The sequence below is a fragment of the Psychrobacter okhotskensis genome, assembly GCF_965638355.1.
GTDB classification, from domain to species: Bacteria; Pseudomonadota; Gammaproteobacteria; order Pseudomonadales; family Moraxellaceae; genus Psychrobacter; species Psychrobacter okhotskensis.
In genome coordinates, this window is sequence record NZ_OZ281822.1 from 1104977 (window position 1) to 1130550 (window position 25574).

General features: G+C 43.0%; 21 protein-coding genes and 1 tRNA gene. 16 read left to right on the forward strand and 6 right to left on the reverse strand.

What is annotated here, in order from left to right; genetic code table 11:
- Positions 1 to 37 precede the first annotated feature (37 nt).
- The 3 genes from ACSUPM_RS04790 (at position 38) to icmH (ending at position 3050) form a co-directional block, all read left to right on the forward strand.
- Entirely contained in the window at positions 38 to 736 is a 699-nt protein-coding gene (locus ACSUPM_RS04790; protein ID WP_201617370.1) for a hypothetical protein, read from the forward strand.
- A gap of 9 nt (positions 737 to 745) precedes the next feature.
- A complete protein-coding gene (gene tssK / locus ACSUPM_RS04795) occupies positions 746 to 2092 on the forward strand; it encodes a type VI secretion system baseplate subunit TssK (protein ID WP_025652083.1) in 1347 nt (448 codons plus the stop codon).
- A gap of 145 nt (positions 2093 to 2237) precedes the next feature.
- The gene (gene icmH, locus ACSUPM_RS04800) at positions 2238 to 3050 is read left to right on the forward strand and encodes a type IVB secretion system protein IcmH/DotU (RefSeq protein ID WP_025652084.1); all 813 of its coding nucleotides are present in this window, start codon (positions 2238 to 2240) and stop codon (positions 3048 to 3050) included.
- A gap of 393 nt (positions 3051 to 3443) precedes the next feature.
- Here icmH and ACSUPM_RS04805 read toward each other — a convergent pair.
- Positions 3444 to 3519: transfer RNA gene (locus tag ACSUPM_RS04805), tRNA-Asn, on the reverse strand.
- A 289-nt stretch (positions 3520 to 3808) separates the two neighbouring features.
- Positions 3809 to 5011, reverse strand: a complete 1203-nt coding sequence (locus tag ACSUPM_RS04810; RefSeq protein WP_010200026.1) for a pyridoxal phosphate-dependent aminotransferase — start codon at positions 5009 to 5011, stop codon at positions 3809 to 3811.
- A 520-nt stretch (positions 5012 to 5531) separates the two neighbouring features.
- On the opposite strand from ACSUPM_RS04810, the gene ACSUPM_RS04815 reads away from it, so the two are divergent.
- From ACSUPM_RS04815 to truC, 6 genes are all read left to right on the forward strand, one after another.
- Positions 5532 to 6269, forward strand: coding sequence for an SDR family NAD(P)-dependent oxidoreductase (locus ACSUPM_RS04815; RefSeq protein WP_025652086.1), 738 nt, complete (start codon positions 5532 to 5534; stop codon positions 6267 to 6269).
- Between the two features lie 157 nt (positions 6270 to 6426).
- Positions 6427 to 8208 (forward strand): NAD(P)/FAD-dependent oxidoreductase, encoded by a 1782-nt coding sequence (locus ACSUPM_RS04820; protein ID WP_025652087.1) that lies wholly within the window; start codon positions 6427 to 6429, stop codon positions 8206 to 8208.
- 16 nt (positions 8209 to 8224) lie between these two features.
- Positions 8225 to 9283, forward strand: coding sequence for a DUF1365 domain-containing protein (locus ACSUPM_RS04825; RefSeq protein ID WP_436880250.1), 1059 nt, complete (start codon positions 8225 to 8227; stop codon positions 9281 to 9283).
- A 132-nt stretch (positions 9284 to 9415) separates the two neighbouring features.
- Positions 9416 to 10810, forward strand: a complete 1395-nt coding sequence (locus tag ACSUPM_RS04830) for a class I SAM-dependent methyltransferase (RefSeq protein ID WP_436880251.1) — start codon at positions 9416 to 9418, stop codon at positions 10808 to 10810.
- Positions 10811 to 10886: 76 nt separating this feature from the next.
- On the forward strand, positions 10887 to 11297 hold the full coding sequence (locus tag ACSUPM_RS04835; protein WP_350642577.1) for a DUF2177 family protein: 411 nt from the start codon (positions 10887 to 10889) through the stop codon (positions 11295 to 11297).
- 135 nt (positions 11298 to 11432) lie between these two features.
- Positions 11433 to 12233, forward strand: coding sequence for a tRNA pseudouridine(65) synthase TruC (gene truC / locus ACSUPM_RS04840; RefSeq protein ID WP_436880252.1), 801 nt, complete (start codon positions 11433 to 11435; stop codon positions 12231 to 12233).
- Between the two features lie 159 nt (positions 12234 to 12392).
- On the opposite strand, the gene ampC is transcribed toward truC, so the two are convergent.
- A complete protein-coding gene (ampC, locus tag ACSUPM_RS04845) occupies positions 12393 to 13568 on the reverse strand; it encodes a class C beta-lactamase (RefSeq protein WP_025652092.1) in 1176 nt (391 codons plus the stop codon).
- A gap of 353 nt (positions 13569 to 13921) precedes the next feature.
- Here ampC and ACSUPM_RS04850 point away from each other — a divergent pair, with 353 nt between their 5' ends.
- The 3 genes from ACSUPM_RS04850 (at position 13922) to ACSUPM_RS04860 (ending at position 16524) form a co-directional block, all read left to right on the forward strand.
- Entirely contained in the window at positions 13922 to 14467 is a 546-nt protein-coding gene (locus ACSUPM_RS04850) for an acyl-CoA thioesterase (protein WP_025652093.1), read from the forward strand.
- A gap of 231 nt (positions 14468 to 14698) precedes the next feature.
- Complete coding sequence (locus ACSUPM_RS04855) at positions 14699 to 15823, forward strand: cation diffusion facilitator family transporter (RefSeq protein WP_025652094.1); 1125 nt, start codon at positions 14699 to 14701, stop codon at positions 15821 to 15823.
- A gap of 11 nt (positions 15824 to 15834) precedes the next feature.
- Positions 15835 to 16524, forward strand: coding sequence for a DUF2059 domain-containing protein (locus tag ACSUPM_RS04860; RefSeq protein WP_025652095.1), 690 nt, complete (start codon positions 15835 to 15837; stop codon positions 16522 to 16524).
- Between the two features lie 142 nt (positions 16525 to 16666).
- On the opposite strand, the gene dps is transcribed toward ACSUPM_RS04860, so the two are convergent.
- Positions 16667 to 17149 (reverse strand): DNA starvation/stationary phase protection protein Dps, encoded by a 483-nt coding sequence (gene dps / locus ACSUPM_RS04865; protein WP_025652096.1) that lies wholly within the window; start codon positions 17147 to 17149, stop codon positions 16667 to 16669.
- A gap of 513 nt (positions 17150 to 17662) precedes the next feature.
- Between dps and uvrB the strand changes: the two genes are divergently transcribed.
- From uvrB to ACSUPM_RS04885, 4 genes are all read left to right on the forward strand, one after another.
- Positions 17663 to 19774, forward strand: coding sequence for an excinuclease ABC subunit UvrB (gene uvrB / locus ACSUPM_RS04870; RefSeq protein WP_101211489.1), 2112 nt, complete (start codon positions 17663 to 17665; stop codon positions 19772 to 19774).
- A 239-nt stretch (positions 19775 to 20013) separates the two neighbouring features.
- Positions 20014 to 21066, forward strand: coding sequence for a pyridoxal phosphate-dependent aminotransferase (locus ACSUPM_RS04875; RefSeq protein ID WP_025652099.1), 1053 nt, complete (start codon positions 20014 to 20016; stop codon positions 21064 to 21066).
- Positions 21067 to 21248: 182 nt separating this feature from the next.
- Positions 21249 to 22301: a pyridoxal phosphate-dependent aminotransferase gene (locus ACSUPM_RS04880; protein WP_173240142.1), complete on the forward strand. Its 1053-nt coding sequence runs from the start codon at positions 21249 to 21251 to the stop codon at positions 22299 to 22301.
- 277 nt (positions 22302 to 22578) lie between these two features.
- Complete coding sequence (locus ACSUPM_RS04885; RefSeq protein ID WP_025652101.1) at positions 22579 to 22956, forward strand: hypothetical protein; 378 nt, start codon at positions 22579 to 22581, stop codon at positions 22954 to 22956.
- 146 nt (positions 22957 to 23102) lie between these two features.
- Here the strand turns inward: ACSUPM_RS04885 and ACSUPM_RS04890 are convergent, their stop codons facing one another.
- Positions 23103 to 24761, reverse strand: a complete 1659-nt coding sequence (locus tag ACSUPM_RS04890) for an alkaline phosphatase D family protein (RefSeq protein WP_025652102.1) — start codon at positions 24759 to 24761, stop codon at positions 23103 to 23105.
- A gap of 224 nt (positions 24762 to 24985) precedes the next feature.
- Positions 24986 to 25375, reverse strand: coding sequence for a hypothetical protein (locus tag ACSUPM_RS04895; RefSeq protein WP_025652103.1), 390 nt, complete (start codon positions 25373 to 25375; stop codon positions 24986 to 24988).
- Positions 25376 to 25574 lie beyond the last annotated feature (199 nt).

The window sequence follows — 25574 nt, forward strand, 5'->3', positions numbered from 1 at the left end:
TAACAAAGCAAAATACAGAAATAATATGGACAAATGTATGAAATTATCTATAGCGGCAGTGGCTCTTGGTTGGGTATTAACGACCACGCTATCAGGATGTAGCCTCAGTGGCGCTAGTAAGTCTGATAGTAATGCGTCTGTACTGGCTGGCAAGTCAGACACCAATAACGAAGCCTCCGTCATCGATAGCATGAAAGACGTTATTAGCCATAAAAGCACGGCAATGAATGAAGATTTACAAAACCTAAAAGCGCAACTAGAGCAACAGCAACAGCGGCTTGAGTCAATGAATGACGAGCAAAAAGCCTTGCAAGAACAGCTAAAACGTCAAAGTATTACTCTGCAAATCCTGCCTGCGGCTAATGCCAATGCTGGACGTGCCAAACAAGGCACCGCGAGTACGGCTTATATTGGATTTTTAGAAGAAGAGAATCAATTCGCTGAGGTAGAGGAGCGGGCTGCTAAAGAAGTTAGCGTCATTCCCAATCGTGCCACCAGTCTTAAGCTAAGTATTCCACAGGATGCACAGTTTATTGCCATCAAAGTTGGACTGAGACATACGCAGAAACGCTCGCAGGTATTGATACCACTTGATAGTATCGATTTTGACCGAGCGCTGGTTTTAAATATCGGCGCTTGTGATATCAATATCAAAGAAGGCGTCAATCCAGAGTTAGTGCCTGACTTTACCACCAAACTTAAATATTATCAGCAACCGCTGGTTAGCTGCTTGTAGGAGATAGCCTTGAGTAAACATAGAGTATTATGGGGAGAGGGACTGTTTTTAAGACCCCAGCATTTTCAGATTCAAGACAGCTATCATAACTCGCAACGTGCACTAAGTATGACACTGATGCACCCTTATGCTTATGGCATAGCAGACGTGCAAATTGATAAACAATTACTAGAGAGCAATTTATTAAGCTTCCAAAGCATCTACGGTGTGCTACCAGACGGTACTATCTATCAAGCGCCACGTACCGATGCGCTGCCAAAGCCAATCACGCTTGATACTCACCGTAACGACGATGAGATATTCGTGTTTTTGAGCCTTGAGATTGTTCATAGTGGCGGTAGCAATATACAGACAGAGCAAAGCGATAACCCAGCACGCTATGTGAGAAATACGGTCGAGGCACAAGATCTGTACAGTCAAGCTGCCGAAGCGATGATCGATGTTATTCAACTGTCACCAAGCTTGCAGCTGAGCCATTCTGCTCAAGCGCCCAGTCAAGATACCGTCTCTTTGCTAGTTGCTAAGTTGCTGCGTACCACCCAAGGTGTCTACCAAGTGGACGAGGATTATATTGTGCCTAGCGTCCATATCACCAGTAATCCTGCATTGGTCAACCAAGTCTATCGCTTGATGACGATGATTAATACCAAGTCCACCTCTCTCTATGACCATCATCGTCAATCTAACAATGATTTGCTAGAGTTTCGCTCATCAGACATTGCGTCTTTTTGGCTTTTGCATACGCTAAATACCGCATACTCTCAGCTCAGCCATTTATACAATAATGCCAAGCTACATCCAGAACGGCTTTATGAGGCGCTATTGAATGTTGCCAGTCAATTGGCGACCTTTAGCTCATTATATAAAGTAGGTGATTTGCCCTCTTATCAGCATAACAATGCCAATGAGTCTTTTATCAGTATCATTTTGATCATTCGCGAACTGCTCAATACGGTGATTGCTAGCAACTTTATCTCTATTCCTTTGCGTCAAAATAAACCGTCTTACTACACAGGGGAGCTGAGCAGTGACAAGATTACTCGCAGCTCACAGCTGTATCTGTCGGTTAGCTCATCGCTACCGATGCATGAGCTCATTGATATCGTGCCAAGACGCTTTAAAGTGGCAACGCCAGACGCGGTAGAGAAGCGGGTACTATCAGCACTACCGGGGTCACCAGTCTCGCATGTCACCCAAGTACCTAGTGCGATACCGGTAAGACCAGGCTTTAGCTACTTCACTATCGAACCGGTCGGTGAGCTGTATGATGAGATGATTAAGTCTGAGTCTATCTGTATTTATGTACCGAACGGCTTTGATGACTTAAAAATAGAGCTGATGGCCATCGTGCAGTAGTTTTTCTGAGAAATGTTATGAATAAGGGTTTATGAGAAATTGATGTTTATATCTAAAATATCTCACTCAATTTTTGCTTATGGATAATCTTTAACCAAACCCTTTTATTCAGTTGTATTTCAAATAATTAGTATTAGGAACGATCATGTCAGCAAACAATTCAACGGGTTCTGCGCCTTCATTGCTAGATTCAGGCGAGGTGGCATCAAAAGTATCAGCGAATGGCCTTGATAGACGCATCAGCAGCCAGTCGCTGGTTGATATCATGTATGACGGCTTTTACTTGGTTTTCTTATTGCGTAATCATTATTTTAGTACCGAACCGCGTAAGTTCCGTCAAAAAATATACGAGTTTTTAGATAAGTTCGAAATGAACGCTCGTAAAAAGGGCTTTTTGTCAGAAGATATTCACGAAGCCAAGTACGCTTATTGTGCGCTGATTGATGAGACAATCATGACGTCGCAAGAGCCAGAGTTTCAAACGTTAAAGGATGCTTGGGAGCTAAACCCTTTACAGTTAGATTTGTTTGGCTCGCAAATCGCTGGCAATGAGTTCTTTGAGCGCTTAGATGGTCTGCGCGAACAAGGGGAGAGGCGTCTGCCAGCGTTAGAAGTCTATCATTATGCGATGTTGCTTGGCTTTCAAGGAAAGTATCGTTTAGAGGCGCCAGAAAAGATACGCTATCTTATCTCGCGTTTGGGTGATGAGATTGAGCATTTGCGTGGTAATAAAAACGAGTTTTCGCCATTTTGGGCGATTCCTGATCAGATTAAGCACACACTGACCAGTGAGACACCGCTATGGATCATCGTTGCCGTAATGGCAGTGCTATTGACGGCGATATTTACAACTATGTGGTATCTGACCAATAGCTTCACGGATCATCAACTCTCAGCTTATGATAACGTCATCCAAGAAAATAAAGAGCAAGCGCATATTTCAATTTTCTTACCGTAACTGCTTGTATTTACCGAGAGATATTTACCTTATATTTACCGAGAGATAGTTACCGATAATAATTTAAAATACGGCCGTTAGTTATAGTTAATATTAAATAAATGGATACGTTGTTTAATAACGCGGAACTGGGATGAATTTTTCTGGCTTGCTGTGCCTATGCCGACAGAGGCTGCAAAAAATTCATCCCAGTCCAGCTGTATCTTTTTAATATTGGACTGACTATAAGTACTGACGGTCGTTTTCATGAGTCGGTAGTAAAATATTTTCAGTAATATCTAAAACATAAAGCAATAAATAGCACCCATAAAAAAACCCCCATCAAAGTGATGAGGGTCTTGGCAAATGCCATAATCGAATCAAAGATGACTCAAAAAATTTACTACTAAAATATGGCTCTCCAACCTGGGCTCGAACCAGGGACACACGGATTAACAGTCCGTTGCTCTACCAACTGAGCTATTGGAGAATAAGCTGTAAGTGTTTCATGGCTTACAACGAGCTTAGAAAGTCTCTAACGAGTTCTTGCTAAGTGGGGCGTATTCTAGCAAAGATAAAAAATACGTCAAGCTTTTTTTGCATAATTAACAACATTAATGGTTTTTAATAGGATGATGACGGTTTTTAAGACGTTTTTCATTATCGGTAGTTGTTAAAACCACAATAAAAAAGACGCTCACATAAAGGATATGTGGGCGTCTTTTTTATTTACATATTTCTAATGCTTATTACTGTTTATAGTAGATTAAATATAATCGTTATTCAGCAACGTCTAAATCAGCAACCGCTTTTTCGATACGTGATAACGCATCTTTTAGTGTCGCTTCATCAGTGGCGTAAGAGATACGCATATAACCGCCCAGACCGAAGGCATCGCCAGGAACGACCGCAACGCCAACTTTCTCTAACAACCATGCTGAAAACTCAGTACATGACGATAGACCAGCGGCTTTGATGAGCGGTTTGATATCAGGATAGACATAAAATGCGCCATCAGGACGTAGACATGTGATGCCTTTAATGGCGTTTAGACCGTCAACGACCAAATCACAACGCTTTTCAAATGCCGCGACCATAGGCTCTAGTACGCTTTGGTCACCACTGATAGCAGCTTCGGCAGCGACTTGACTGATAGAGGTCGGGCATGAGGTTGATTGCGATTGTACTTTCTTCATCGCACCAATTAATTTAGCAGGGCCACCAGCATAGCCGATACGCCAGCCGGTCATCGCATAGGCTTTTGATACGCCATTTAGGATGATAGCGCGGTCTTTAAGCTCAGGCGCAGCATTCAAGATATTGTAGAACTTATCACCCGTCCAGCGAATGTGCTCGTACATGTCGTCAGAGGCCACATAGACTTGTGGGTGCTTTTTCAGCACTTCAGCGATAGCTTTTAGCTCATCTAGCGTATAAATCATGCCCGTTGGGTTAGAAGGACTGTTCAATACCAGCATTTTGGTTTTGTCAGTGATGGCAGCTTCTAATTGCTCTGGAGTAATTTTGAAGTCCTGCTCAGCTGGGCATTTAACAATGACTGGCACGCCTTCTGCGATGATGACCATGTCAGGATAGCTGACCCAGTACGGTGCTGGAATGATGACTTCATCACCAGGATTGATAAAAGCTTGGGCAAGGTTAAAGAAGGATTGCTTACCACCGACCGATACCAAGATTTCATTTGGCTCATAGCTGATGTCGTTATCACGCTTGAATTTCTCAATGATGGCTTTTTTGAGCTCTGGGGTGCCATCGACAGCAGTGTACTTGGTGAAGCCGTCATTGATGGCATCGATTGCTGCTTTTTTGACATGTTCTGGCGTATCAAAATCAGGTTCGCCAGCACCTAGACCAATGATATCTTTGCCTGAGGCTTTTAGCTCTTTGGCTTTATTGGTGATTGCTAAGGTAGGGGATGGTTTGATGTTGTTGACACGGTCAGACAATTGCAATTCGCTCATGAGAGCTCCTTTTCGTATGGGAGTGGGTTGGTGAAAATCTGCTGGTAATTATATAACGTTTTAAGCATTATCAGGACACGTTATAAGGTAGTTTAAGCGTTTTTTAGCATCATTTTATTATTCATATCAGGCATCGCCGAATAATACATGGCTATTACTGAATAATAAGTCGTTAGCGCTCAGTATAAAGCTTGCCAGTTTTGGCATTGTAGCATGCTGCTATTACGCTGTCTCATAGAGGCAGTAACAGAAAATGACGCTTTTGCAGAGGGTTTTAGCCTTTATTTGATCAAATATATGTCATATTGCTAGCATGACTTGTACGTCATTGATTGCGAAGTCACAACAATAGCGCCGCAGCCTTATACTATAATTATTTAGATTTGATAAATAAGTGATGTACTTAGTTAATGTAAATGTTACTAATACTCACTCTCAATAAAAACAAAAAACGAATTATAAGTGCTTTATACCCGTCACAATTTCTATATGATAAAAATGGTTAACAAGGATATTAACGATGACAAACGCTCCCGAAAAACAACACATACTTATCACTGGCGCGACCTCAGGTATTGGCAAGCAACTGGCCAAAGACTATCTGCTAGACGGTCATCATGTCTATGCCGTTGGACGAGATGATGAAGCACTGGCTGAGCTGAAAGCATTAGGGGCAGAGACGATTGATTTGGATCTTATGGATCGAGAAAAAGTCATTGCCGCCTTTGATAAGGTTAGCCAGATTGATGTGGCCATTTGCGGTGCTGGCATGTGTGAGTATTTAGACATGCCAAACTTTGACAGTAGTGTGTTTATGAAAGTCATGTCAGTCAATATGGGCACGTTATCGCACGCCATCGAAGGGGTGTTGCCAAAGCTGATTGCTTCAAAAGGTCGCTTGGTCGGTATCGGCTCAGCCTCTGCTTACGTGCCTTTTGCTCGTGCCGAAGCCTATGGTAGCTCAAAAGCCGCTATCCATTATCTTATGAAAACCTTACAGATTAGTCTTGCTCCGCAGGATATCTCGGTGAGCTTAGTCGTTCCCGGCTTTGTCGAAACGCCGATGACCAAACAAAATGATTTTCCCATGCCATTTATCCAAACACCAAAACAGGCAAGCCAAGCGATACGCGATGGTATTGCCAGTGGCCATGATGTTATCGAATTCCCTAAAAAACTCACCTTGCCATTAAAAGTGCTGGGTACATTGCCAGATTTGGTCTGGCAACAAGTGGGTAGTAAGCTGAGTAAAAAATAACAGCCTAGGGCATGTCTTCATTGTTAGCCCTTTGAGATGAGTTTCAGTTGGATAGAGGATATGCTCTAACGATTAAATGAATGAAATGCCCTTGTGTTTATAAAATATCGCTCGTCCAAATAATAGCAAAAACAAAAATATAGAAAGGAATGCTTTTATGCTGTTTAACCGTCGTAAGCGTGCCAGTACGAATACAGTGTCAACCAATAAAAAACAGCCCAACGCCTTTAAAGATTCAGCTAATGCGCCCGCGAAAAAGCGTATCGCTATCATCGGATCGGGGGTCTCAGGACTGACTTGTGCTCATTATTTGGTCGCAGAGCATGAGGTGACGATATTTGAAGCCAGTGATTATATTGGCGGGCATGTAAATACCATTGATGTGGCGCTACAAGATGGCAAAAAAGCAAAGAGCAGTAAAGTAGAAAACAGCGCAATAGACACCGGTTTTATTGTCTTTAATGAGCGTACCTATCCCAACTTTTTTCGCTTACTCCATGAGTTACAAGTGCCGTTTCAAGCAACGGATATGAGCTTTTCAGTAAAAAATATCGCGCGTCATTTTGAGTATAACGGTCACACGCTCAATACCTTATTATCGCAGCGCAAGAATGTCCTCAATCCTAAGTTTTGGCAATTTATCAAAGATATCCTACAGTTTAATAAGCATATCAAGCAGCTGCGCCAAGATTATGATGCGGCGCGTGCACAGGGGCAAGATGTCAGCGGTTTTACTGCGCAAACATTGGGCGATTATCTAGCGCAAAAACGCTATGGGTCGCTATTTACCGATAATTATCTGCTGCCTATGGTGTCTGCTATTTGGTCAGCCAGTCTGGATGACGTACAAGATTTCCCATTGGTATTTTTTGCCCAGTTTTTTGATAATCATGGACTGCTCGATGTAGTCAATCGTCCGCAATGGTTCACCATCAAAGGCGGCTCTAAACAATATGTCAATAAATTGCTGCCACGCTTTGTCAAGGCAGGCGGCCAGGTAAGGGTAAATTGCCCGGTGCAGTCTGTTACTCGTATGGGTGCTGATGATGGCGACAAGGTGACGTTGACCATTCAAGATAAGAGCCGCACTGATGATAAGGTTGAACACCTTGTGTTTGATGACGTTATCTTTGCTTGTCATGCAGATACCGCGCTCAAGATTCTAGCAGATGCCAGTACCGATGAAGCTGAGGTGTTGAGTCATTTCCGCTTTAGCAAAAATACCGCTGTCCTGCATACTGATACTCAGGTGTTGCCCAACAAGCCTCTAGCATGGGCAAGCTGGAACTATCTTATTGGTAATGAGACAGATGCAAAGGATGCTTTAAAAAATGACGTGATTGATGCTGGCAAGCAGGCTGCCTCAAAGCCAGTACTGACTTATCATATGAATATCTTGCAGCGGCTGACCAAAAAGCATAATTATTTGGTCACCCTCAATCCAGCAACCGTTGATAAAGGTATTGATGACAGACAAGTTATTAAGCGTATTGACTATAGCCATCCTATCTTCGACAAGGCGATGATTGAGGCGCAGACACAATGGTCACGCATCTCTGGCAGTGGTTTGCATACGCATTTTTGCGGTGCGTATTGGTTCAATGGCTTTCATGAAGATGGTGTACGCAGTGGTCTAAGAGTTTGCCAAGCGCTTGGGTATGATATTGACATAAAAGACGAAGTCGACCCAAGTCACTTGCCGGATAGTGATAGCGCACACACGCCGTTTCGTTATAAAGACTTGCCAGTAAAAGCCGATAAACAGTCGCGCACACTGACAAAGCGTCAGGTAGTGACGGCAACGACCAATCAAGAATTGGTTGATTACGTTCACCGTTTACAGTCTGCCGCTACTGACTCGCCGCAAAAGAAAAAACGTGGCTTATTTGGTCGGCGTAAAGCCGAGCAACATAGTACCAAGCAGCATAGTAATGAGTGAAATAAAAGAGAGCATTATGATGACCCCAGTGCATCCGTCTCACGCAATGTCAACTCATGAGTTACCTTGTACCTCTGACAGCTTGCCGCACCAGTTATTTCATGGGAATACGTGGCACAGTCGGCTACTGCCAAATGTGCATAAGTTTGTGTACCCGTATCGCTATTGGGGTGTCAATATTAGCGCGTTAGCAGCAGGGCAGGCGCTCCCTGAAGTCGATACAGCAGGCTATGGCAAACGTCAGCGCCTAAAAGGGCTGCCACTATTTTCCACAGGAAAAAAGGCATTACAGCAGTTTTATCCTGATGATTATTTACAAGGCATATCACAAAGATTAAGGTCGCAAGAGCCAAATAGCCTAAGTGAAAGTAATAATCCAAATGATGCCAGAAAATCGCTTGATATAAATGCTAAAAACGGTGAAGAAGCTAATAATAGAGTAGCCAACAATAAATTAGCTAACGTCAGTAGCTATCAAAAACTTGAGCAAAGACTGCGTCAGGCTTTTATGACCCATGCTGGTAGCGCGCCAAGTGGTGACATGCTGGGCTTGGTTGTCTGCCGCAATGCTGGTATATATTTTAGCCCCGTGAATTTTTATCTGGGTTTTGATGAGCAGCAACAGCCAACGCATTTACTGGCTGAGGTCTCTAATACGCCGTGGAATAAACGTCACTATTACGTATTTTTATTAGATGGGACGGACACCGAATTCTGCCATGATAAAGACTTTCATGTCTCACCATTTAATCCTATCGACCAGCTCTATCGCTGGCAGGTTAAAGTTAAAAAACAGCCAGATAACTGCTTACAAGTGCGTATTGCCATCGATATTAGCGACGAGCGGGGAGAGGTGCTAAAGACTGGTATCAAGGTGTCTGGGGTGCCGATGACCGAGGCAACGGTTCGCGATAGCTTACGCAAAAATCCGCTGATGAATATGACCTCGCTAACGCGTATTTATTGGCATGCGTTTAAGCTTTATGCGATTAAAAAAGTGCCTTATATTAATTATGATGAAAAGCTAGCCGATAGCAAACAGCAGCAAGCGGCTAATAAAAAAGACATCATTTAGCCAGTGCAAAGTTAACATTCGGTATAAATGTAAAACTCAGTACAGAATTGAAATCAAGTTTCAGAATTAAGCCACGCGACTTCAAGAGCCTAATGTCCAAACATAAGGCCTTTAGATAAGGATAAGTAGACGATGTCAGCACGACCGACCAATAGAAATCCAGCTTCGACATTAGGAAGATTTACCGCACGTATCAATAAAACCGTCAATGACAGCACCGTATTGCGACCAGTCAATGACCGTATTAATAATTTGGCACGAAAGTTGATCTTTCGCGCGTTGGAGCATGTGCAGTTTGGCAGCCTCACATTGATCGAAGCATTCGATGAGCAAGCGCCTAAGACCCAGAGCTTTGGTACCAAGGCATCTGAGGAGATGAGCAGCTCAGCAGTGGGTCGCCATCCCTTAAACGTCACATTGATGATTCATGACAGTGCCGTCTATCGCCAATTGTTATTTGGTGGTTCGATTGCCCTAGCAGATAGTTATATCAATGGCGAGTGGGATACGGATGATCTGACAGGCTTGGTTCGACTGGCAGCGCGCAACTTAGCCGTGCTTAACCAGTTAGAAAACCGCTTCGCTGCGGTCAGCAAAACTTTTGAAAAAGCCAAGCACCGACTGCGTAGTAATGATAAATCTGGCTCAAAATCCAATATCTTAGCGCATTATGATTTGGGCAATGATATGTATGAGCGGTTTTTGGACGATACCATGATGTACTCATCGGCAGTATATCAGTTGCCTGATACGACACTGAGCGATGCCCAGCAGCATAAGCTAGCGCTTATCTGTCAGCGTCTACAACTGAGCGCTGACGATCATGTCATTGAAATCGGTACTGGCTGGGGCGGCTTTGCTATTTATGCCGCCAAGCATTACGGCTGTCATATAACGACAACGACCATCTCAGATGCGCAGTATAACGAGGCACAGCAGCGGGTCGAAGCTGCCGGACTGTCTGATAAAATCACTCTTCTCAAGCAGGATTATCGTGAGCTGACTGGGCAGTATGACAAGCTGGTCAGTATTGAGATGATTGAAGCGGTCGGACATGAATTCTTGCCGACGTTTTTTGCCAAGTGTAATAGCTTGCTTAAGCCAACAGGGTTGATGGTGCTGCAAGCGATTACCTTTAATGATCAGAACTATCAAGACTATATCGATTCGGTCGACTTTATCCAGACCCATATTTTCCCTGGTGGCTGTCTGCTCTCAAACCAAGAGCTCAATACCCAGTTTACTGAGCAGACCGATATGGTCATCAAACAGTTGCATGATTATGGCTTTGATTATGCCTATACATTACGCGATTGGCGCACAGCTTTTATGGCGCAGCGCAATGAAATCAAAGCACTCGGTTATGATGAAGCCTTTATTCGCTTGTGGGAGTTTTATTTCTGCTACTGTGAAGGCGGCTTTTTGGAGCGTACCATCGGTGTGGTACAAGTAACAGCGGTCAAACCAAATAACATCGACACGCTACATTTTTCTGATTTACCAGCGGCAGACAAGGTATCCGCTTAACGCATTATTTGAGATAAGGTTGCGTATTGGTGCAAAAACGCCTAATACTGAGCGACCCTTATAAAAGGATATTATTATGGGTTACGTGTTTATCTATCTGGCTGCTGTTGTCATATTTTTGGGTGTTGATGCTGTTTGGCTTACGACCATGAAAGGGGCTTTTTATGAGTCACGTATCGGTCATCTATTAGCCGATGAGCCAAATATGATGGCGGCTGGCGTGTTTTATATGTTTTATATATTGGCACTCTGTATATTGGTTCTGTATCCGCAAATCAAAGCACAGGCCTCGGTTGGGCATATTTTCTTATTGGGTGCTCTGATAGGGCTTATGGCATACGGAACTTATGACTTTACTAACTTAGCTTTGTATAAAGGCTTTACCTTAGATACCGCGTTAGTAGATTTTGCGTGGGGCGGAATTTTAACTGGCTCAGTGAGTGCGATCGTCGCTTGGCTGGCGTACCGTTTTCATTGGTTGAGCTAACCAGCATATACCGCCTATTTCTCTGAAACACAGTCCGAATTTATTATGTCACTACAAGGGCAATAAAATAAAAAGGGTATATATAAAAGACAGTAGATATATAATTACATTATTTAAAATAATAGTAACTAAAGTATGAGCATCGAAAACATAGATATCGAAGGTAGCACCGTCAATCAAACCGCTAATCTAATAGAGATTATCTATGAAGATGAGTTTTTGGTGGCGATTAATAAAGAGGCGGGTTTACTCGTACATCGCAGTTGGCTGGACAAAGGCGAGACCCGCTTTGCCATGCAACTCACTCGTGATGCAGTAGGTTGCCATGTATTTCCGGTGCATCGGTTAGATAAGCCGACATCAGGCGTATTGTTGTTTGCCAAGAGCCCAAGCGTCGCGCGCAGCCTTACCGAGGCTTTTACTGCGCATAAGGTTTCTAAGCAATACTTAGCCGTGGTGCGCGGTTTTATGCCAGAGCAGGGTACTGTTGATTATGCGTTGAGTTTTAAGCCCGACGCCATTGCCGATAAATTTGCCAATTTGGACAAACCCGCTCAAGATGCGGTGACCCACTGGCAGAGTTTGGCTCAAATTGAGCTGCCATTTGCGGTATCAAAAAAGCATGATACGAGCCGCTACAGCCTAGTGCGCTTAACCCCTGAGACTGGTCGCAAGCATCAGCTGCGTCGACACATGAGACATTTATTTCATCACATAGTGGGTGATACTAGCCACGGCGACGGACGGCACAACAGATTTTTTCGTACTCAATATGGCTGCGAGCGCATGCTGCTGCATGCCCAAACTTTAGCGTTTAGCCATCCAGTCACCGGTGAGCCATTGTTGCTAAAAGCAGGACTAGACGATCAATGGATGAACGTCTTGGAAGAGTTCTCTTGGGTAAATGCGCTATATATTAAGCAGGATAAAGTTTAGGTTCTGTCTTAGAAGGTCATATCAAAGTAGTTGAAATACAGTCACTACAGATGAAGGCTTAAATCCTGAGTGAGGACTTGAAGCTTGATATCCGGTCTATATGTGCTAATAGGTCAAGCTGTTGATACAATATCAGCGTACTTAGCTGGTGGCTCATGCTCAATGAGTTATTGCATTCTCTAAAATCATATACGCTGCTTTGACCCTATCTGCATTGGGATAATTTTTATTTGCCAGAATGATAATGCCTGATTTTTCGGCAGGAATATAAGCGATATAGCCACCAAACCCATTAGTAGCGCCTGTTTTGTTGACCCAGACATTGTTTAAAATAGGCGTTGGATGGTTGTCTATTTTAATGGCTTGAGGCTTTAGCACCACATCCATTGAGTTACCTTCGAGTAAGGTATCTAGCTGAGTAGGATAAGGGTACATCTCCCATCCTAACCCTTGTGTAAAAGTGCTCGCCTGATAGTAACCCTTTCTATTATTGTCTAACGCTTGCTGAATATCTTTATCCAACGGCACAAGACCCATATTAGCAGCCATAAAATGCGTCATATCTTTAATGGTGGATTTAATGCCATAGGCTTCAGCGTCTAACATGCCAGCATTGACTCGGATAGCATCGCCAGCAGCGTTATAACCAAATGCATAATCCGCCATTTTGTCACTAGGCACATTGATAAAGGTGTTGGGCATATTGAGTGACGGTAGTATTTTTTCTTCCATCAATTGTGTGTAATCAGCGTCCATGCTCAATGCCGATATATAGCCAAACAGACCGATACTGGCATTGGAATATAAACGCTTTGAGTTGACCGGAAAGACTGGCTGCCAAGATTTATAATAACGGAGCAACTCTTTATTATTTTTAACCTCATCAGGTACTTGTAGCGGTAGACCACCAGCGGAATAGGTGGCTAGGTTTATAAGCTTAGTATTGCCAATGGTGCTGTTTTTTAGGTAGGGAATATATTTATCAGCCGTATCTTCTAATTTAAGTGTGTCATTTAATTCTGAATAACTGGCTAAGGTAGCAGCAAACGTCTTACTGATTGAGCCTAGCTCAAAAACAGTGTTTTCTGAGACAGGTATTTTGGCTTTCTTATCAGCCAAACCATAATAATATAAATGTGATTTACCATCGATAATAACGCCAAAAGCCATTCCTGAAATATTATGCTCATTCATTAGTAATTTAGCTTGTTGATCAACGGCGCTCTTTAGTTGGCCATTATTATCTGCTGCTTGTACGGTTCCAGATAGTAATGATGCTGTCACTAAAGCGGTAAGTCCCACTTGATTTAAAAGGGTTTGAAAGTGCTGTTTCATTATAGAGTTGCTCGTTTATTCTGATAGATTTATTAACGATCGTTTGATGCTTCAATGATTATGGGAACAACTCTTACTTTAATTTTAGGAGTATTATTTCATGATACTTAACCTCTGACAATATAGAGCTGTCCAGTACAATGGATTGATTCCTCTGAAGTACTCACCAATATAACCAGCTATTTGCATCCCTAAATCCTATTTATAAAACACTCAAAATAGACTGCTATAATGCAACCTATTATAATAGATTGTGAGAATCGTTATCTTTATAAAAAAATACTTAAGGCATGTGCTCAAAACCCGTTTGGTCACTTAAGACCAATAAATTTTAGAAAACCGTAAGGAATGTTATGCCCCAGTACAATACTACCTCAACTGCCAAAAAAGCCCCTTTAAATCATGAGCTATATATGACGGTGCTAATGACCCCTGATATGGCAAATTTCATCGGCAATGTCCATGGTGGTGATTTGCTCAAAATGCTCGATCAGGTCGCTTATGCCTGTGCCAGTCGCTATAGCGGTAACTATGTGGTGACCCTATCAGTTGATCAAGTGATGTTTCGTGAGCCAATCTATGTGGGTGAGCTAGTGACCTTTGCTGCGAGCGTCAACTACGTGGGTAGAACGTCGATGGAAGTAGGCATACGTGTCGAAGCAGAAGATGTACGGGCGCGCACGGTTCGTCATACCAATAGCTGCTACTTTACGATGGTCGCCATTGATGACAATGGCAAGCCAACGCCAGCGCCACCGCTTGATATCAAAAATGTGATGCAGCAGTGTCGTTTTGATGCAGGCTTAGAGCGTAAAAATCTACGTATGCAAAGCTCACACCGTCCTAGCTGTGATATAGAAGATATGATTGGTGAGCTGTCAAGTAGTCGTGAAGATTAAGCCAAATAGAACGCTTAGCCAAGGGTTGTAAATTAAGAGCTAAGATAGTGTTGGTCATCTAAAGTAAACAGCGATTCACTAAAAAGTTACTGATAGTTTATCTAAGACTGCGCTATCTTTTATGCTAGCCATTGCGGTTGCTTCATAAGTATTTACTAGAACAGCATTTACTGTAAGCAAAAACTAGGATAGAGACAATGGTTACCCATTCGCTATTTTACTGAGACTATTATGAGTTTGAAGCCATCAAAAACCAATTCACATAGTCCTACTACTGATCAGCCAGCACCGCATCATAATCGTGCTCGCGGTACTGGTACGCTCATTAATAAGACCCATTCTGATGGTAGTTCTCGTTCTGGCTTCGATGATGTGTCTAAGCCAGCAGCCGATAAAGATGAGCAACATTCTGCCTCATTGACGACGGTATTGATTGCTGTTGGGGCCAACCTCATCATTGCGATTGCCAAAACCATAGCCGCCTTTATGACGGGTTCTGCCTCTATGATCGCAGAGTCTGCGCATTCTTGGGCAGATGCAGGTAATGGGACTTTATTAATTGTCGCCGAAAAAAAGGCCATCAAACCTGCTGATAAAAGCCATCCGCTTGGCTACGGTAAAGAGTCGTATGTCTGGTCGATGATTGCCGCTTTTGGTGTTTTTATGGCAGGCTCTATTGTCTCCATTTATACCGGTATTACCGAGTGGAACGCGGCTGAGAGTGAGACCGACTATACGATTGGGTTTATTATATTAGCAGTAGCTTTTGTACTCGAAGGCTTTTCGTTAGGACAGGCTTACTTGCAAAGCAAAAAGCATGGTGAAGCGATCAATGTCAGCGCCATCGGCTATGTGGTCGATACGTCTAACCCCACTTTGCGCGGTGTGTTTTTTGAAGATTTAGCGGCTGTGATTGGCTTGCTTGTCGCTGCGGCTGCGATGGGTATGCATGCTTATACCGGACAGCCCTTTTGGGATGCGCTAGGTTCTATCGTCGTCGGCCTATTATTGGGTGTGGTTGCTATCTTTTTAATCAGCCGTAACCGCGACTTTTTGGTCGGCTATAAAGTATCCGATAGGATGCATTCCTATGCGTTGAGCGAGCTGCTCAATCATCCAGATATTGATAGTGTGTCTTACTTGCATCTAGAGTGGGTAGGGCCAAAAAAAATATTTATGGTGGCGGCAGTAGATATCGCTGGTAATCAAAAAGAAAAAGAAATCGCGCAAAAATTTGAAGACATTGAAAGCCAGTTCCGTGCCGATCCCTTATTCCAAGAAGCCATTTTGACATTGTCAGTGCCTAATGCTGAGGTGCTCAGTTTGCCCAAAAGTAACGATAAAGTTGCCTCATAATGAGAAGTAATATGAAACTAAGTCTGCAATCTATTGTAGAAAGTAAAGTCGGCTGTTCCATCATGGTTCGTTCATTAAGTGTGGCGGTTATGATGATTACTACAGTAGTCAGTCTGACTCAGGCCAACGCTGAGTTAGTTATTCACAATGAGCCTGCTCAACAGCAGATAGTAAGTGCCAATAGCGATTCTATTAACAATACCGCTTTCATGAATAATGATATCTTCCCAACAGATACGTCTATTGTTAAGTTGATGCAAGTGATGCATATTGATGAGCAAATAGAATCTATCGTTAACGGGCAACAAGCGGCTATCGATGCTATTAATACGCAACAGACGCGCACTCAACAAAGAGACAATGGCAAACTGAACAAACGCCAACGTGAGCTACAAGAGCAAATTCAAAGTGTATTGGGTCAATATGCCAAGATAATGACCAATGGTATAGGCAACGCCACTGACAAGCAGACGTTGACCCAAGCGTATATTAACGCAGCAAAAAATTACTATACGCAAGTGGAAGTTGATGCTCAAATTGGCTTTTATGACACAGTAATTGGTCAAAGTATCTTGGCTAAACAGCCACAAATTACAGCAGCCTTTTTAAAGCAATCTTTGCCTGATGATACCAGTGAGACAGAAGCGCAATTGGGTGAGTTATTACCGCAAATGCAAGAGATTATCAAAGGTGTATTTTAATTGATAGTTTAGCTATTTTAGCGCCAATCTTAATTTTGTCACGCATAAAAAAAGGTCACCCAATGGAGTGACCTTTTCTTTTTTACTTTATCTATAGCGATTCGACTAATCGGTATTGAGATTAATCAACACTATAAAATATTTATTTTTTTGGTGCATTAGCGCCAATGAACCATGCATCTTTATCAACAGTACGGCTAACTTCTGTTAGTAGATCGGCAGTATCTTCATCGCCTGCATCACCTGCAGTATCGATGCCTTCACGTAATGATGCTGCAATGGTTTTATAACGATTGGTCAGCTCACGTACATGCTGATCAACTTCGCTGATATCAGTAGGGTAAGTCTCTAAGATAGAGTCTTCAACCACACGCTTAGAGATACCATTGGCCTTACCGCCTAGGATAACAATACGTTCAGCGACCGTATCATAAGCTTCAGTCAAGCGGCTATAGGTATCATCAAGTAGCTGATGCACGCCGATAAAGCCAGTACCTTGAAGATTCCAGTGACATTGCTTACTGTCCATACTCAAATCAATGAGATTTGCTAAATTAGCATTCAATAAGTCGATCATTTTTTTTGCGGTTGCGTCGTCTATTCCACTTGCGTAACGTTCTCTCATATTTTACTCCATTATTTAGATTTATTTTATTGGGTTTACTTTTCTTTTTGTTAGAAAGGTATCCAAGCACCGTTTAATTCATCTGTTTAGATTGGTTGATTCAAAGTAACCATAGTCCAATTACTATAAAAGACATATTGTTAAAAAAGACAGATTGCTATAAATAAAGTTTGTCTATGGGCTGTACTTATTTTCAACAGTGCTTGTTCTTAACGAGTTATTTCATAAACGATAATAGCAGCTCATGGCACTGTTGGTAGCCTCAAGCGTTAGGCTTTGTTAGGTGGTCGTGTAATGACTTTGTTAACCATGAAAAGCTTTGTAAATTTATCAGAGTCTGTGTGCGGTTTTTATGACAATTTGCAATTTTTCTCATCATAAATTCTATCTCTATCAGCGCTGTTCTATGACGGGCTATACGAGCCTAGCCTAATGACTAGACTCACGATTGTCCTTTAAAAACTGCTCGTCAGACCCCATATTGTTATAAACCTAAAGAAGAAGAAAGCCATTATGCGTATGCCCGAACCGCGCTCATCGCGTCAGTTAAACCAATTGGCCACTCAGCTCCAAGGCGAAGCTGAAATTAGTGGTGTTAATGCGTCTGGGACGCAAATATCAAGTCGTGCTTTTGAGATGGTCACAGAGTTTGAGCCAGCAGGGGATCAACCGCAAGCGATTGAAAAGCTGGTCAAGGGTATCAATTCTGGTATGGATGAGCAGTTACTGCTGGGGGTGACGGGTTCTGGCAAGACCTATACCATGGCCAAGGTCATCTCTGAGACGCAGCGCCCAACCATTATCATGGCACATAACAAGACGCTTGCCGCGCAGTTATATGGTGAGTTCAAGTCATTTTTCCCCAACAATGCCGTTGAGTACTTTGTCAGCTATTATGATTATTACCAACCGGAAGCTTATGTCGCTGCCAGTGATACTTTCATTGAAAAAGACAGTGCCATTAACGATCACATCGATCAGATGCGCCTGTCAGCGACACGAGCACTCCTAGAGCGCCGTGATGCGATTATCGTCGCCTCAGTATCGTGCATTTATGGTTTGGGTGATCCAGAAAGTTATCTAAAAATGCTGCTGCACGTCGTCGTCGGTGACAAAATCGATCGTACTGCTACCATTAAACGCCTCGTTGAAATGCAATATACGCGCAATGAGTTAGACTTTGGCCGTGGTACGTATCGCTTGCGTGGCGAGCTGCTAGATATTTATCCTGCTGAGTCTGAGCAGCTGGCGGTACGTGTGCATTTATTTGACAATGAAGTGGAGAAAATCACGTGGTTTGATCCCTTGACGGGTAAGACGGTACGTAGCGTGCCACGTATTACTATCTATCCAAAATCGCATTATGTGACGCCGCGCAACAAGTTAGAAGCTGCCAGTCATACCATTCGCGCTGAGCTTGAGCCACGTTTAGAATATTTCCGTGAAAATAACAAGCTGATTGAAGCACAGCGTCTCAAAGAGCGTACCCAGTATGATCTTGAGATGATTCAACAGCTCGGCTATTGCAACGGTATCGAAAACTATTCGCAGCATCTCTCTGGTCGTCCATCAGGGGAAGCGCCGCCGACGTTGTTTGACTATATTCCAGAAGACGCACTGCTGTTCCTTGATGAATCGCACGTCACCGTTTCGCAAATCGGTGCAATGTATAAAGGCGATAGATCACGTAAAGAAAACTTGGTCAATTATGGTTTCCGTCTGCCAAGCGCGATGAACAACCGCCCGATGAAGTTTGAAGAGTGGGAGCGTATCAAGCCTAAGACTATTTATGTCAGTGCTACGCCTGCATTGTATGAGCTTGAACACAGCGAGCAAGTCGTTGAACAAGTCGTCCGTCCAACGGGTTTGATTGATCCTGAGATTGAGATTCGCCCTGTATTGACGCAGGTCGATGATGTGTTATCAGAGATTACTAAGCGTCGAGAAAAAGATGAGCGCGTGCTGATAACTACCTTGACCAAGCGCATGTCAGAAGATTTGACCAGTTATCTAAAAGAATACGACGTCAAAGTTGCTTATCTGCATTCGGATATTGATACTGTCGAGCGTATGCAAATCATTCATGAGTTGCGGACTGGCGTGCATGATGTACTGGTCGGTATTAACCTATTGCGTGAAGGTTTAGATATGCCAGAAGTGTCATTGGTCGCAATATTTGATGCGGACAAAGAAGGCTTCTTGCGTTCTGAGCGTGCCTTGATTCAGACCATTGGTCGTGCTGCGCGTCACATCAATGGTAAGGCTATCCTTTATGCTGATCGCATTACCAACAGTATGCAAAAGGCGATAGACGAGACCGACCGTCGCCGTGAAAAACAGGTAGCATTTAACCTTGAGCATAACATTACGCCAAAAGGGGCACGTCGCAGTATCACCGATAAAATCGATACGGGTGACGATCAGAATGCCAATGACAATCAAGTGATTCCTATCAAGAGCAATCTGCCTGATGTCGATATCAGCATTTTACGCAGTCCTGATTTGCTGGCGAAAGAAATCAACCGTCTTGAGAAGCTCATGAAGCAAATGTCACGTGACTTGAAATTTGAGGATGCCGCGAAAACGCGTGATAAAGTGCTAGAGTTAAAAGCGCATTTGATCTAATAGGTTATTTGAACTGTCGTTAATATCAGTTTGTATCTAATAAAAAGGTGAGTTGCCAACGGTGCAGCTCACCTTTTTTATGGTTTTCTTATCAGCAAAACAAACTCGATTTTTTTTCGATATAATTATAACTAATAATTGGTTATATCAAAACTTGTGTTTATACCAAATGCCACTTAATATGATATCAATGAGCAATATGAACTTATAACAACGGACGTTAAGGCACATAATCCATCATGAAAAATAATAAATTCTTAGAATTAAATGCGAATGAAAACTCACTAGGTATGGCAGATTCTGCCAAACAAGCCATTATAGAGTCTTTAGGTGAGGGCTTTCGTTATCCAGATAATCCACGCGCGGCGCTCATTAGCAAAATTTCCACCATCCATGGTGTGGCAAAAGACCAAATCTCCTTAGGCAATGGCTCGACTGAAAATATTCGAGCGACCTTACAGATGCTGCAAAACAAAGCACTAAAAGAGGGCAAGCAGTTTCAAATGGTGATTCCTGTGCCAACGTTTGATTGTGCAGAGATGTATGCAAATTCCATTGGCGTGCCTGTGGTCAAGATACCGTTAACCACTGAAAACTATGATTATGATTTTGATGAATTACAAAAAGTAGCTGACGATTTTGATGGTATTAGTCTGCTCTATATTTGCAATCCAAATAATCCAACTGGCATCATTACATCAACTTCAAGGCTTAAAACCTGGGTAAGTAATGCACCAGATAACCATTACTTTTTATTAGATCAAGCTTACTTGGAGTATGTGTCAGACCCAAGCTTTGAGAGTGGGATTGAGTGGGTGAAACAAGGGCTATCAGACAATCTTATTGTTATCCATACTTTTTCAAAGTTATGTGCTTTAGCTGGTATGCGAGTGGGCTACGCGGTTTCTAACCCGCAAGCTATTGAGACTGTCGAAGCCTTTATGTCTATGGACAATACCAACTTGTCGGGTGCGGTCGCCGCCATTACGACGTTAAATGATGCAGAATTTTTAGCACTCAGCTTGCGCAATACCAATCAATCGCGCCGGATGATTGAGACCGTGTTAGACGATCTGGGATTGCGTTATTTACCCTCACAGACCAATTTTATTTTTCATGAAATAAAGGGTGACTTAAAAACATACATCGATAGAATGCGAGACAATGGCATAAAGGTTGGGCGTGAATTTCCCCCTGTTACCGGATTCAACCGCCTAACGCTTGGCACGCCTGATGAGATGGCAGCATTTATTAAAGTATTAAAGCTGTTCCGTGAAAAAGGCTGGGTCTAATGCATGGCGTGCAAGATGCGCGTAGGGCACTTGTATTCACATTGAATGCGCCTTACCATATTAATACTTATCGGTATAAAGCTTACCATTCATCTGACATACCAATGCAAAATAGTAGAGCAGTAAGTTTGATACTGCACATCGTAATTTTGGTGTTGATATAAATTAGGCGTATTACTATAGTGCTTACCAAGCAATTATTAGAGCTGAACTCTAACGAAAACTCACTGGGCATGGCAGACTCTGCCAAACAAGCTATCCTCGACTCTTTGCGCATCGGTTTTCGTTATCCAGATGATCAACGCGCTGCGCTTATTAGTCGAATTGCCAAGATAAATGGCGTGATCGAAAGCGAAGTGTCACTTGGCAACGGCTCTAGCGAAAACATCCGAACCGTGGTGCAGATGCTATTAAATCTTGCATTTAAGACCGGCAAGCGCTTCCAAGTGATTGTGCCTGATCCTACTTTTGCTTACGCTGAGTTGTATGCCAGCTCGCTTGACGTGCCCGTCATCAAAGTACCGTTGAAGCCCGAAAGCTACGATTTTGACTTTCAAGGTTTGCAAAAAGCTGCCGACGATTTTGATGGCATCAGCCTGTTTTATCTTTGCAACCCTAACAATCCAACTGCCACCATTACCTCAACCGCGCCTTTTAAACATTGGGTAGCAAACGCTCCTGCAAACCACTATTTCTTATTAGACGAAGCCTACTCAGAGTACGTCAACGACCAAAGCTTTGAGAGTGGCGTCGAGTGGGTAAAGCAGCAGCTAACAGCCAATCTAATTGTCGTTCGTACCTTTTCGAAGTTATGTGCTCTGGCTGGCATGCGCGTCGGTTATGCCATTGCCAATCCATCTATGATTGCGGCTATCGAGGCCTTTACTTCTATCGATAATACCAACCTTTCAGGTGCCGTTGCCGTGCTAGCAACCCTCGACGATGAGGGTTTTTTAGCCCGCAGTTTGCACAATACCAATCAATCACGGCAGATGGTTGAAGCGACTTTAGATGAGTTGGGGCTGAGCTATCTGCCCTCACAAGCTAACTTTATTTTTCATGAGGTCAACGGTGAGGTGAAGATTTATATGGACAGAATGCGCGAGTATGGCATTGTGGTCGGTCGCGAGTTCCCACCGATTGAGGGTTTCAGTCGGCTAACGCTTGGCACGCCTGATGAGATGGCTGTCTTCATTAAAGTACTAAAGTCGTTTCGTCAAAAGGGTTGGGTGTGATTAAGCCAGATAGAATAGTTTCATAATTAGAAAAGGGGAGTTGCCTAACGTACAGCCTCCCTTTTTTATTGCAATAGGATAGAGGAGCCAGAGCTAATATTTCATTTTTACCAACATCAAACGCAGTTTTACATATCCGGTCTTAAAAAATATCACGTCATCTTATAGTATTGACTCATAAAGCACGAACGAACAAGCAGCAGATTACATGCTGGACAGTGGCAATAAAATCAGGCGTGCTAACGTATATTATAATTTTAAGGTCAGGGATATATCCATGTTTGATATCAAATCATTTTTTAAAAGAGAAGTAGAAAAAAAACTCATCAATGTAGACGATTATATTTTTATGCCTGAGCGAGTAGAGATGGAGCTAGAGGGCGGATTATTAAATTGTGTACTCAACAGTGATGGTCGAGTCGATATTTTTTATAGTAAGCAAGGAGTGACAGAGGTTAGCTCGGCATCACGTAAGCACCCCTTTACGGCATTCGAAACTGAGCTATATCATGGTGTTTATGATGACGTTATTAATGATTTGATCAAAGAAGTAGACAAGATTATCGATGGCTCTTCTAAGTATTTTAGTCGCAGCAAAATACTGCCCTTTACAGCAGCGCTGTCACAGAGTCCAGTTGATAAAAACAAGTTCTAAGCCAAGCTAATACGCTGAGAGGAGTGAACGATACAAAGACTCAGCAACAAAAAGGGTGCGTTATTTATAACGCACCCTTTTTATTATTTTGTATTCTCAACGAACATTACTTTAACGCTTTAAATATCTGTAGTACTTAACGATACTTATATTTTCACTCCGAAGGCTTTATTTACAGCAGCTAAAGCCGCGACATTGGCGATAGGACGAGATTGACTGCCCTCAACCAAATGATTGGTCTTCGTCTGGGTATACAGCCCTTTGGCAAAGCGCGTACCGTCATCACGCTCAGTCAGCGTGTCGGTATAGTACCATTCACACTGACAAGCCTCTTCAGTGATATCGAGTAGCATATAACCACGATCGGTCTGATTGTTGAACTTCTGATGTGGATTTAGCTCAATGCCTGCTGTCTCAGGGAAAGGTAACGAGGTCAGCGCCGGACAGACGAACTCTACCGCTATTGAGCCCTCGCCTGTCGTTGGATTATAACGGCTTGCATCAAACGGATCTTTGCATATATCAAAGGCAAAAGAGGCGTGATAATCGCCAGTTAATACGACGGTATTGTCGATACGATTGTCTTCGATAAAGTCGAGCAAGCGAGTACGTGCGCTCGCATAGCCATTCCAGATATCGCCAGAGTTGGTCGCAAAAGTGCCTCTAAAGGGCGCTAGAATGACTTGTTGTCCCAGTATCTGCCATGTCGCATTGCGGCGTTTGCCTTCTTTCATATTTAGATAGAGCCAGTTTTCTTGCTCAAGTCCCAACAGTTGACGTTCAGGCTCATTGCTGGCTTTCGCATCGAGCTTTTCTCGACCAAATATACGCGTGTCTAGCATATTTAGATCAAACAACTTACCAAACTCAAAGCGTCGATAAATCCTCAGCTGGCTATCCAGTTCATTGCTGCTATCGTCACGAATGGGCATCCACTCGTGATAGGCGCGAACCGCTGACATTTTACGTTCTATATAGCTGCCTTTGCTTTCAGTATGGAATCCAGCACCACCTTTCCATGAGTTGTCTGCAATCTCATGATCGTCCCAAACGGCGATAAAGGGGTGTTGACGGTGGCATTCTTGCAAGTCAATATCAGTACGATAGCAGGCATAGCGACGACGATAATCTTCTAAGCTAATAATTTCGTTTTTGGGCTCTATCGGACGCTCTTCGATCAGTGACTGGTCACGATAAAAGCCCTCTGGATACTCGTAAATATAATCACCCAAATGCAGGACAGCTGATATATCTGCTTGCTTAGCGATATCTGCATAGCCATTAAAGTAGCCAAAGCCATAATTGGAGCAGGATACCACTGCCAAGCGCACGCGGTCTATTGCGCTCGCAGGCAAGTCTGGCTGTGGAATAGTGCGTGTGCGACCAGTAGGAGAGAGGTAGCCTAAGGCTTCAAAAATATAATAGTAGGTGGTGTCGGATTTTAGGGACTTGGCATCGACTTTGACGGTAAAATCAGACTCTGAAGTAGCCAACGCTCGGCCTTGAGTGACGATGTTTTTTAGCTCAGGATCGGTAGCCACCGTATAGCTGACAGGAATACTGGTAGCATTGATGCTACCGTCATTGGTGATGCGCGTCCAGAGTATTACTCTATCTTGTAAAGGGTCACCGCTGGCGATGCCATGTACAAAGGGTGATGCGCCTTGATAGCCCAAGTCGTCTACCTTATCCAAGGTATTCGAATTGGTGGAGTCATCGTCTGATGAGCAAGCACTTAGCTGGGTCAACAAAGTACCCGCCACCGTTACTTGACTACCTAGTTTTATAAACGCACGTCTTTTCATCTATCATCCTTGATATCTGTTAAAAGTAATGACCATTTAAAGTCAGCTTAAAATAACTAGGATAACAGCAATTCAGCTAAAAGTACTGCTAATAGTCGACTGATTTTGACAATTTATCCGATTTATATAAGGCTGGCTATATTTTAATAATCTATATAGATAAGCTGAGTTAAGCAATCGATAACCCAGCTTATGTTAGCTCCAAAAATACAAAGCGTTTTAATTTATTTGGTGAAATTTGCATAACAGGTTTGTAGAGATTTGGCGACGACTCTGGTCACCAACTGTGTGCGGTATTGGGTGTCTATCGCTGCATTACCCAATTCAACAAGGGTCACTTGCTGCGGTGCTTGCTCACTGACACAGCCACAGACATTGCTTTTTATCGCTTCTTCTTGTGTTTCAGTCATGGCTACACTGGCAATGCGCCAGGCACTTTGTTTTTCGATCTGACTACGGCACTGATTATCAACTGCTGCTTTAAATACGTTCATACCGATATTATTTGCTGTACCAATCGCATTACCGGTATTGGTATTCATGCCGTCAGTCGCCGTGCAACCCGCTAGAGCGAAGGTAGCAAGCATAGCCGTTGAAATTAAGATTTTTTTCATGGGTTAGTCCTTTAAGGTCTTGATTGATTTTAAAGTGTCTGTTTGATAAAACTGACATTGGTAGCAAGGGATAATCGCTAGGCGAAACGTGTTTTGTCCAAGCAGGTCGTATATTATCAGCAAAACTTATCAATGACACCATCAACCATTATCTTAAACCTCACCTTACCTCTGACTTGCGTGGTTTTTATAAATATTC

Bases quoted from the DNA above. Each gene is read 5' to 3' on its own strand.
- ACSUPM_RS04790 (WP_201617370.1), top strand. From the start codon at position 38: ATGAAATTATCTATAGCGGCAGTGGCTCTTGGTTGGGTATTAACGACC.
- icmH (WP_025652084.1), top strand. From the start codon at position 2,238: ATGTCAGCAAACAATTCAACGGGTTCTGCGCCTTCATTGCTAGATTCA.
- ACSUPM_RS04810 (WP_010200026.1), bottom strand. From the start codon at position 5,011: ATGAGCGAATTGCAATTGTCTGACCGTGTCAACAACATCAAACCATCC.
- ACSUPM_RS04815 (WP_025652086.1), top strand. From the start codon at position 5,532: ATGACAAACGCTCCCGAAAAACAACACATACTTATCACTGGCGCGACC.
- ACSUPM_RS04820 (WP_025652087.1), top strand. From the start codon at position 6,427: ATGCTGTTTAACCGTCGTAAGCGTGCCAGTACGAATACAGTGTCAACC.
- ACSUPM_RS04825 (WP_436880250.1), top strand. From the start codon at position 8,225: ATGATGACCCCAGTGCATCCGTCTCACGCAATGTCAACTCATGAGTTA.
- ACSUPM_RS04830 (WP_436880251.1), top strand. From the start codon at position 9,416: ATGTCAGCACGACCGACCAATAGAAATCCAGCTTCGACATTAGGAAGA.
- ACSUPM_RS04835 (WP_350642577.1), top strand. From the start codon at position 10,887: ATGGGTTACGTGTTTATCTATCTGGCTGCTGTTGTCATATTTTTGGGT.
- truC (WP_436880252.1), top strand. From the start codon at position 11,433: ATGAGCATCGAAAACATAGATATCGAAGGTAGCACCGTCAATCAAACC.
- ampC (WP_025652092.1), bottom strand. From the start codon at position 13,568: ATGAAACAGCACTTTCAAACCCTTTTAAATCAAGTGGGACTTACCGCT.
- ACSUPM_RS04850 (WP_025652093.1), top strand. From the start codon at position 13,922: ATGCCCCAGTACAATACTACCTCAACTGCCAAAAAAGCCCCTTTAAAT.
- ACSUPM_RS04855 (WP_025652094.1), top strand. From the start codon at position 14,699: ATGAGTTTGAAGCCATCAAAAACCAATTCACATAGTCCTACTACTGAT.
- ACSUPM_RS04860 (WP_025652095.1), top strand. From the start codon at position 15,835: ATGAAACTAAGTCTGCAATCTATTGTAGAAAGTAAAGTCGGCTGTTCC.
- dps (WP_025652096.1), bottom strand. From the start codon at position 17,149: ATGAGAGAACGTTACGCAAGTGGAATAGACGACGCAACCGCAAAAAAA.
- uvrB (WP_101211489.1), top strand. From the start codon at position 17,663: ATGCGTATGCCCGAACCGCGCTCATCGCGTCAGTTAAACCAATTGGCC.
- ACSUPM_RS04875 (WP_025652099.1), top strand. From the start codon at position 20,014: ATGAAAAATAATAAATTCTTAGAATTAAATGCGAATGAAAACTCACTA.
- ACSUPM_RS04885 (WP_025652101.1), top strand. From the start codon at position 22,579: ATGTTTGATATCAAATCATTTTTTAAAAGAGAAGTAGAAAAAAAACTC.
- ACSUPM_RS04890 (WP_025652102.1), bottom strand. From the start codon at position 24,761: ATGAAAAGACGTGCGTTTATAAAACTAGGTAGTCAAGTAACGGTGGCG.
- ACSUPM_RS04895 (WP_025652103.1), bottom strand. From the start codon at position 25,375: ATGAAAAAAATCTTAATTTCAACGGCTATGCTTGCTACCTTCGCTCTA.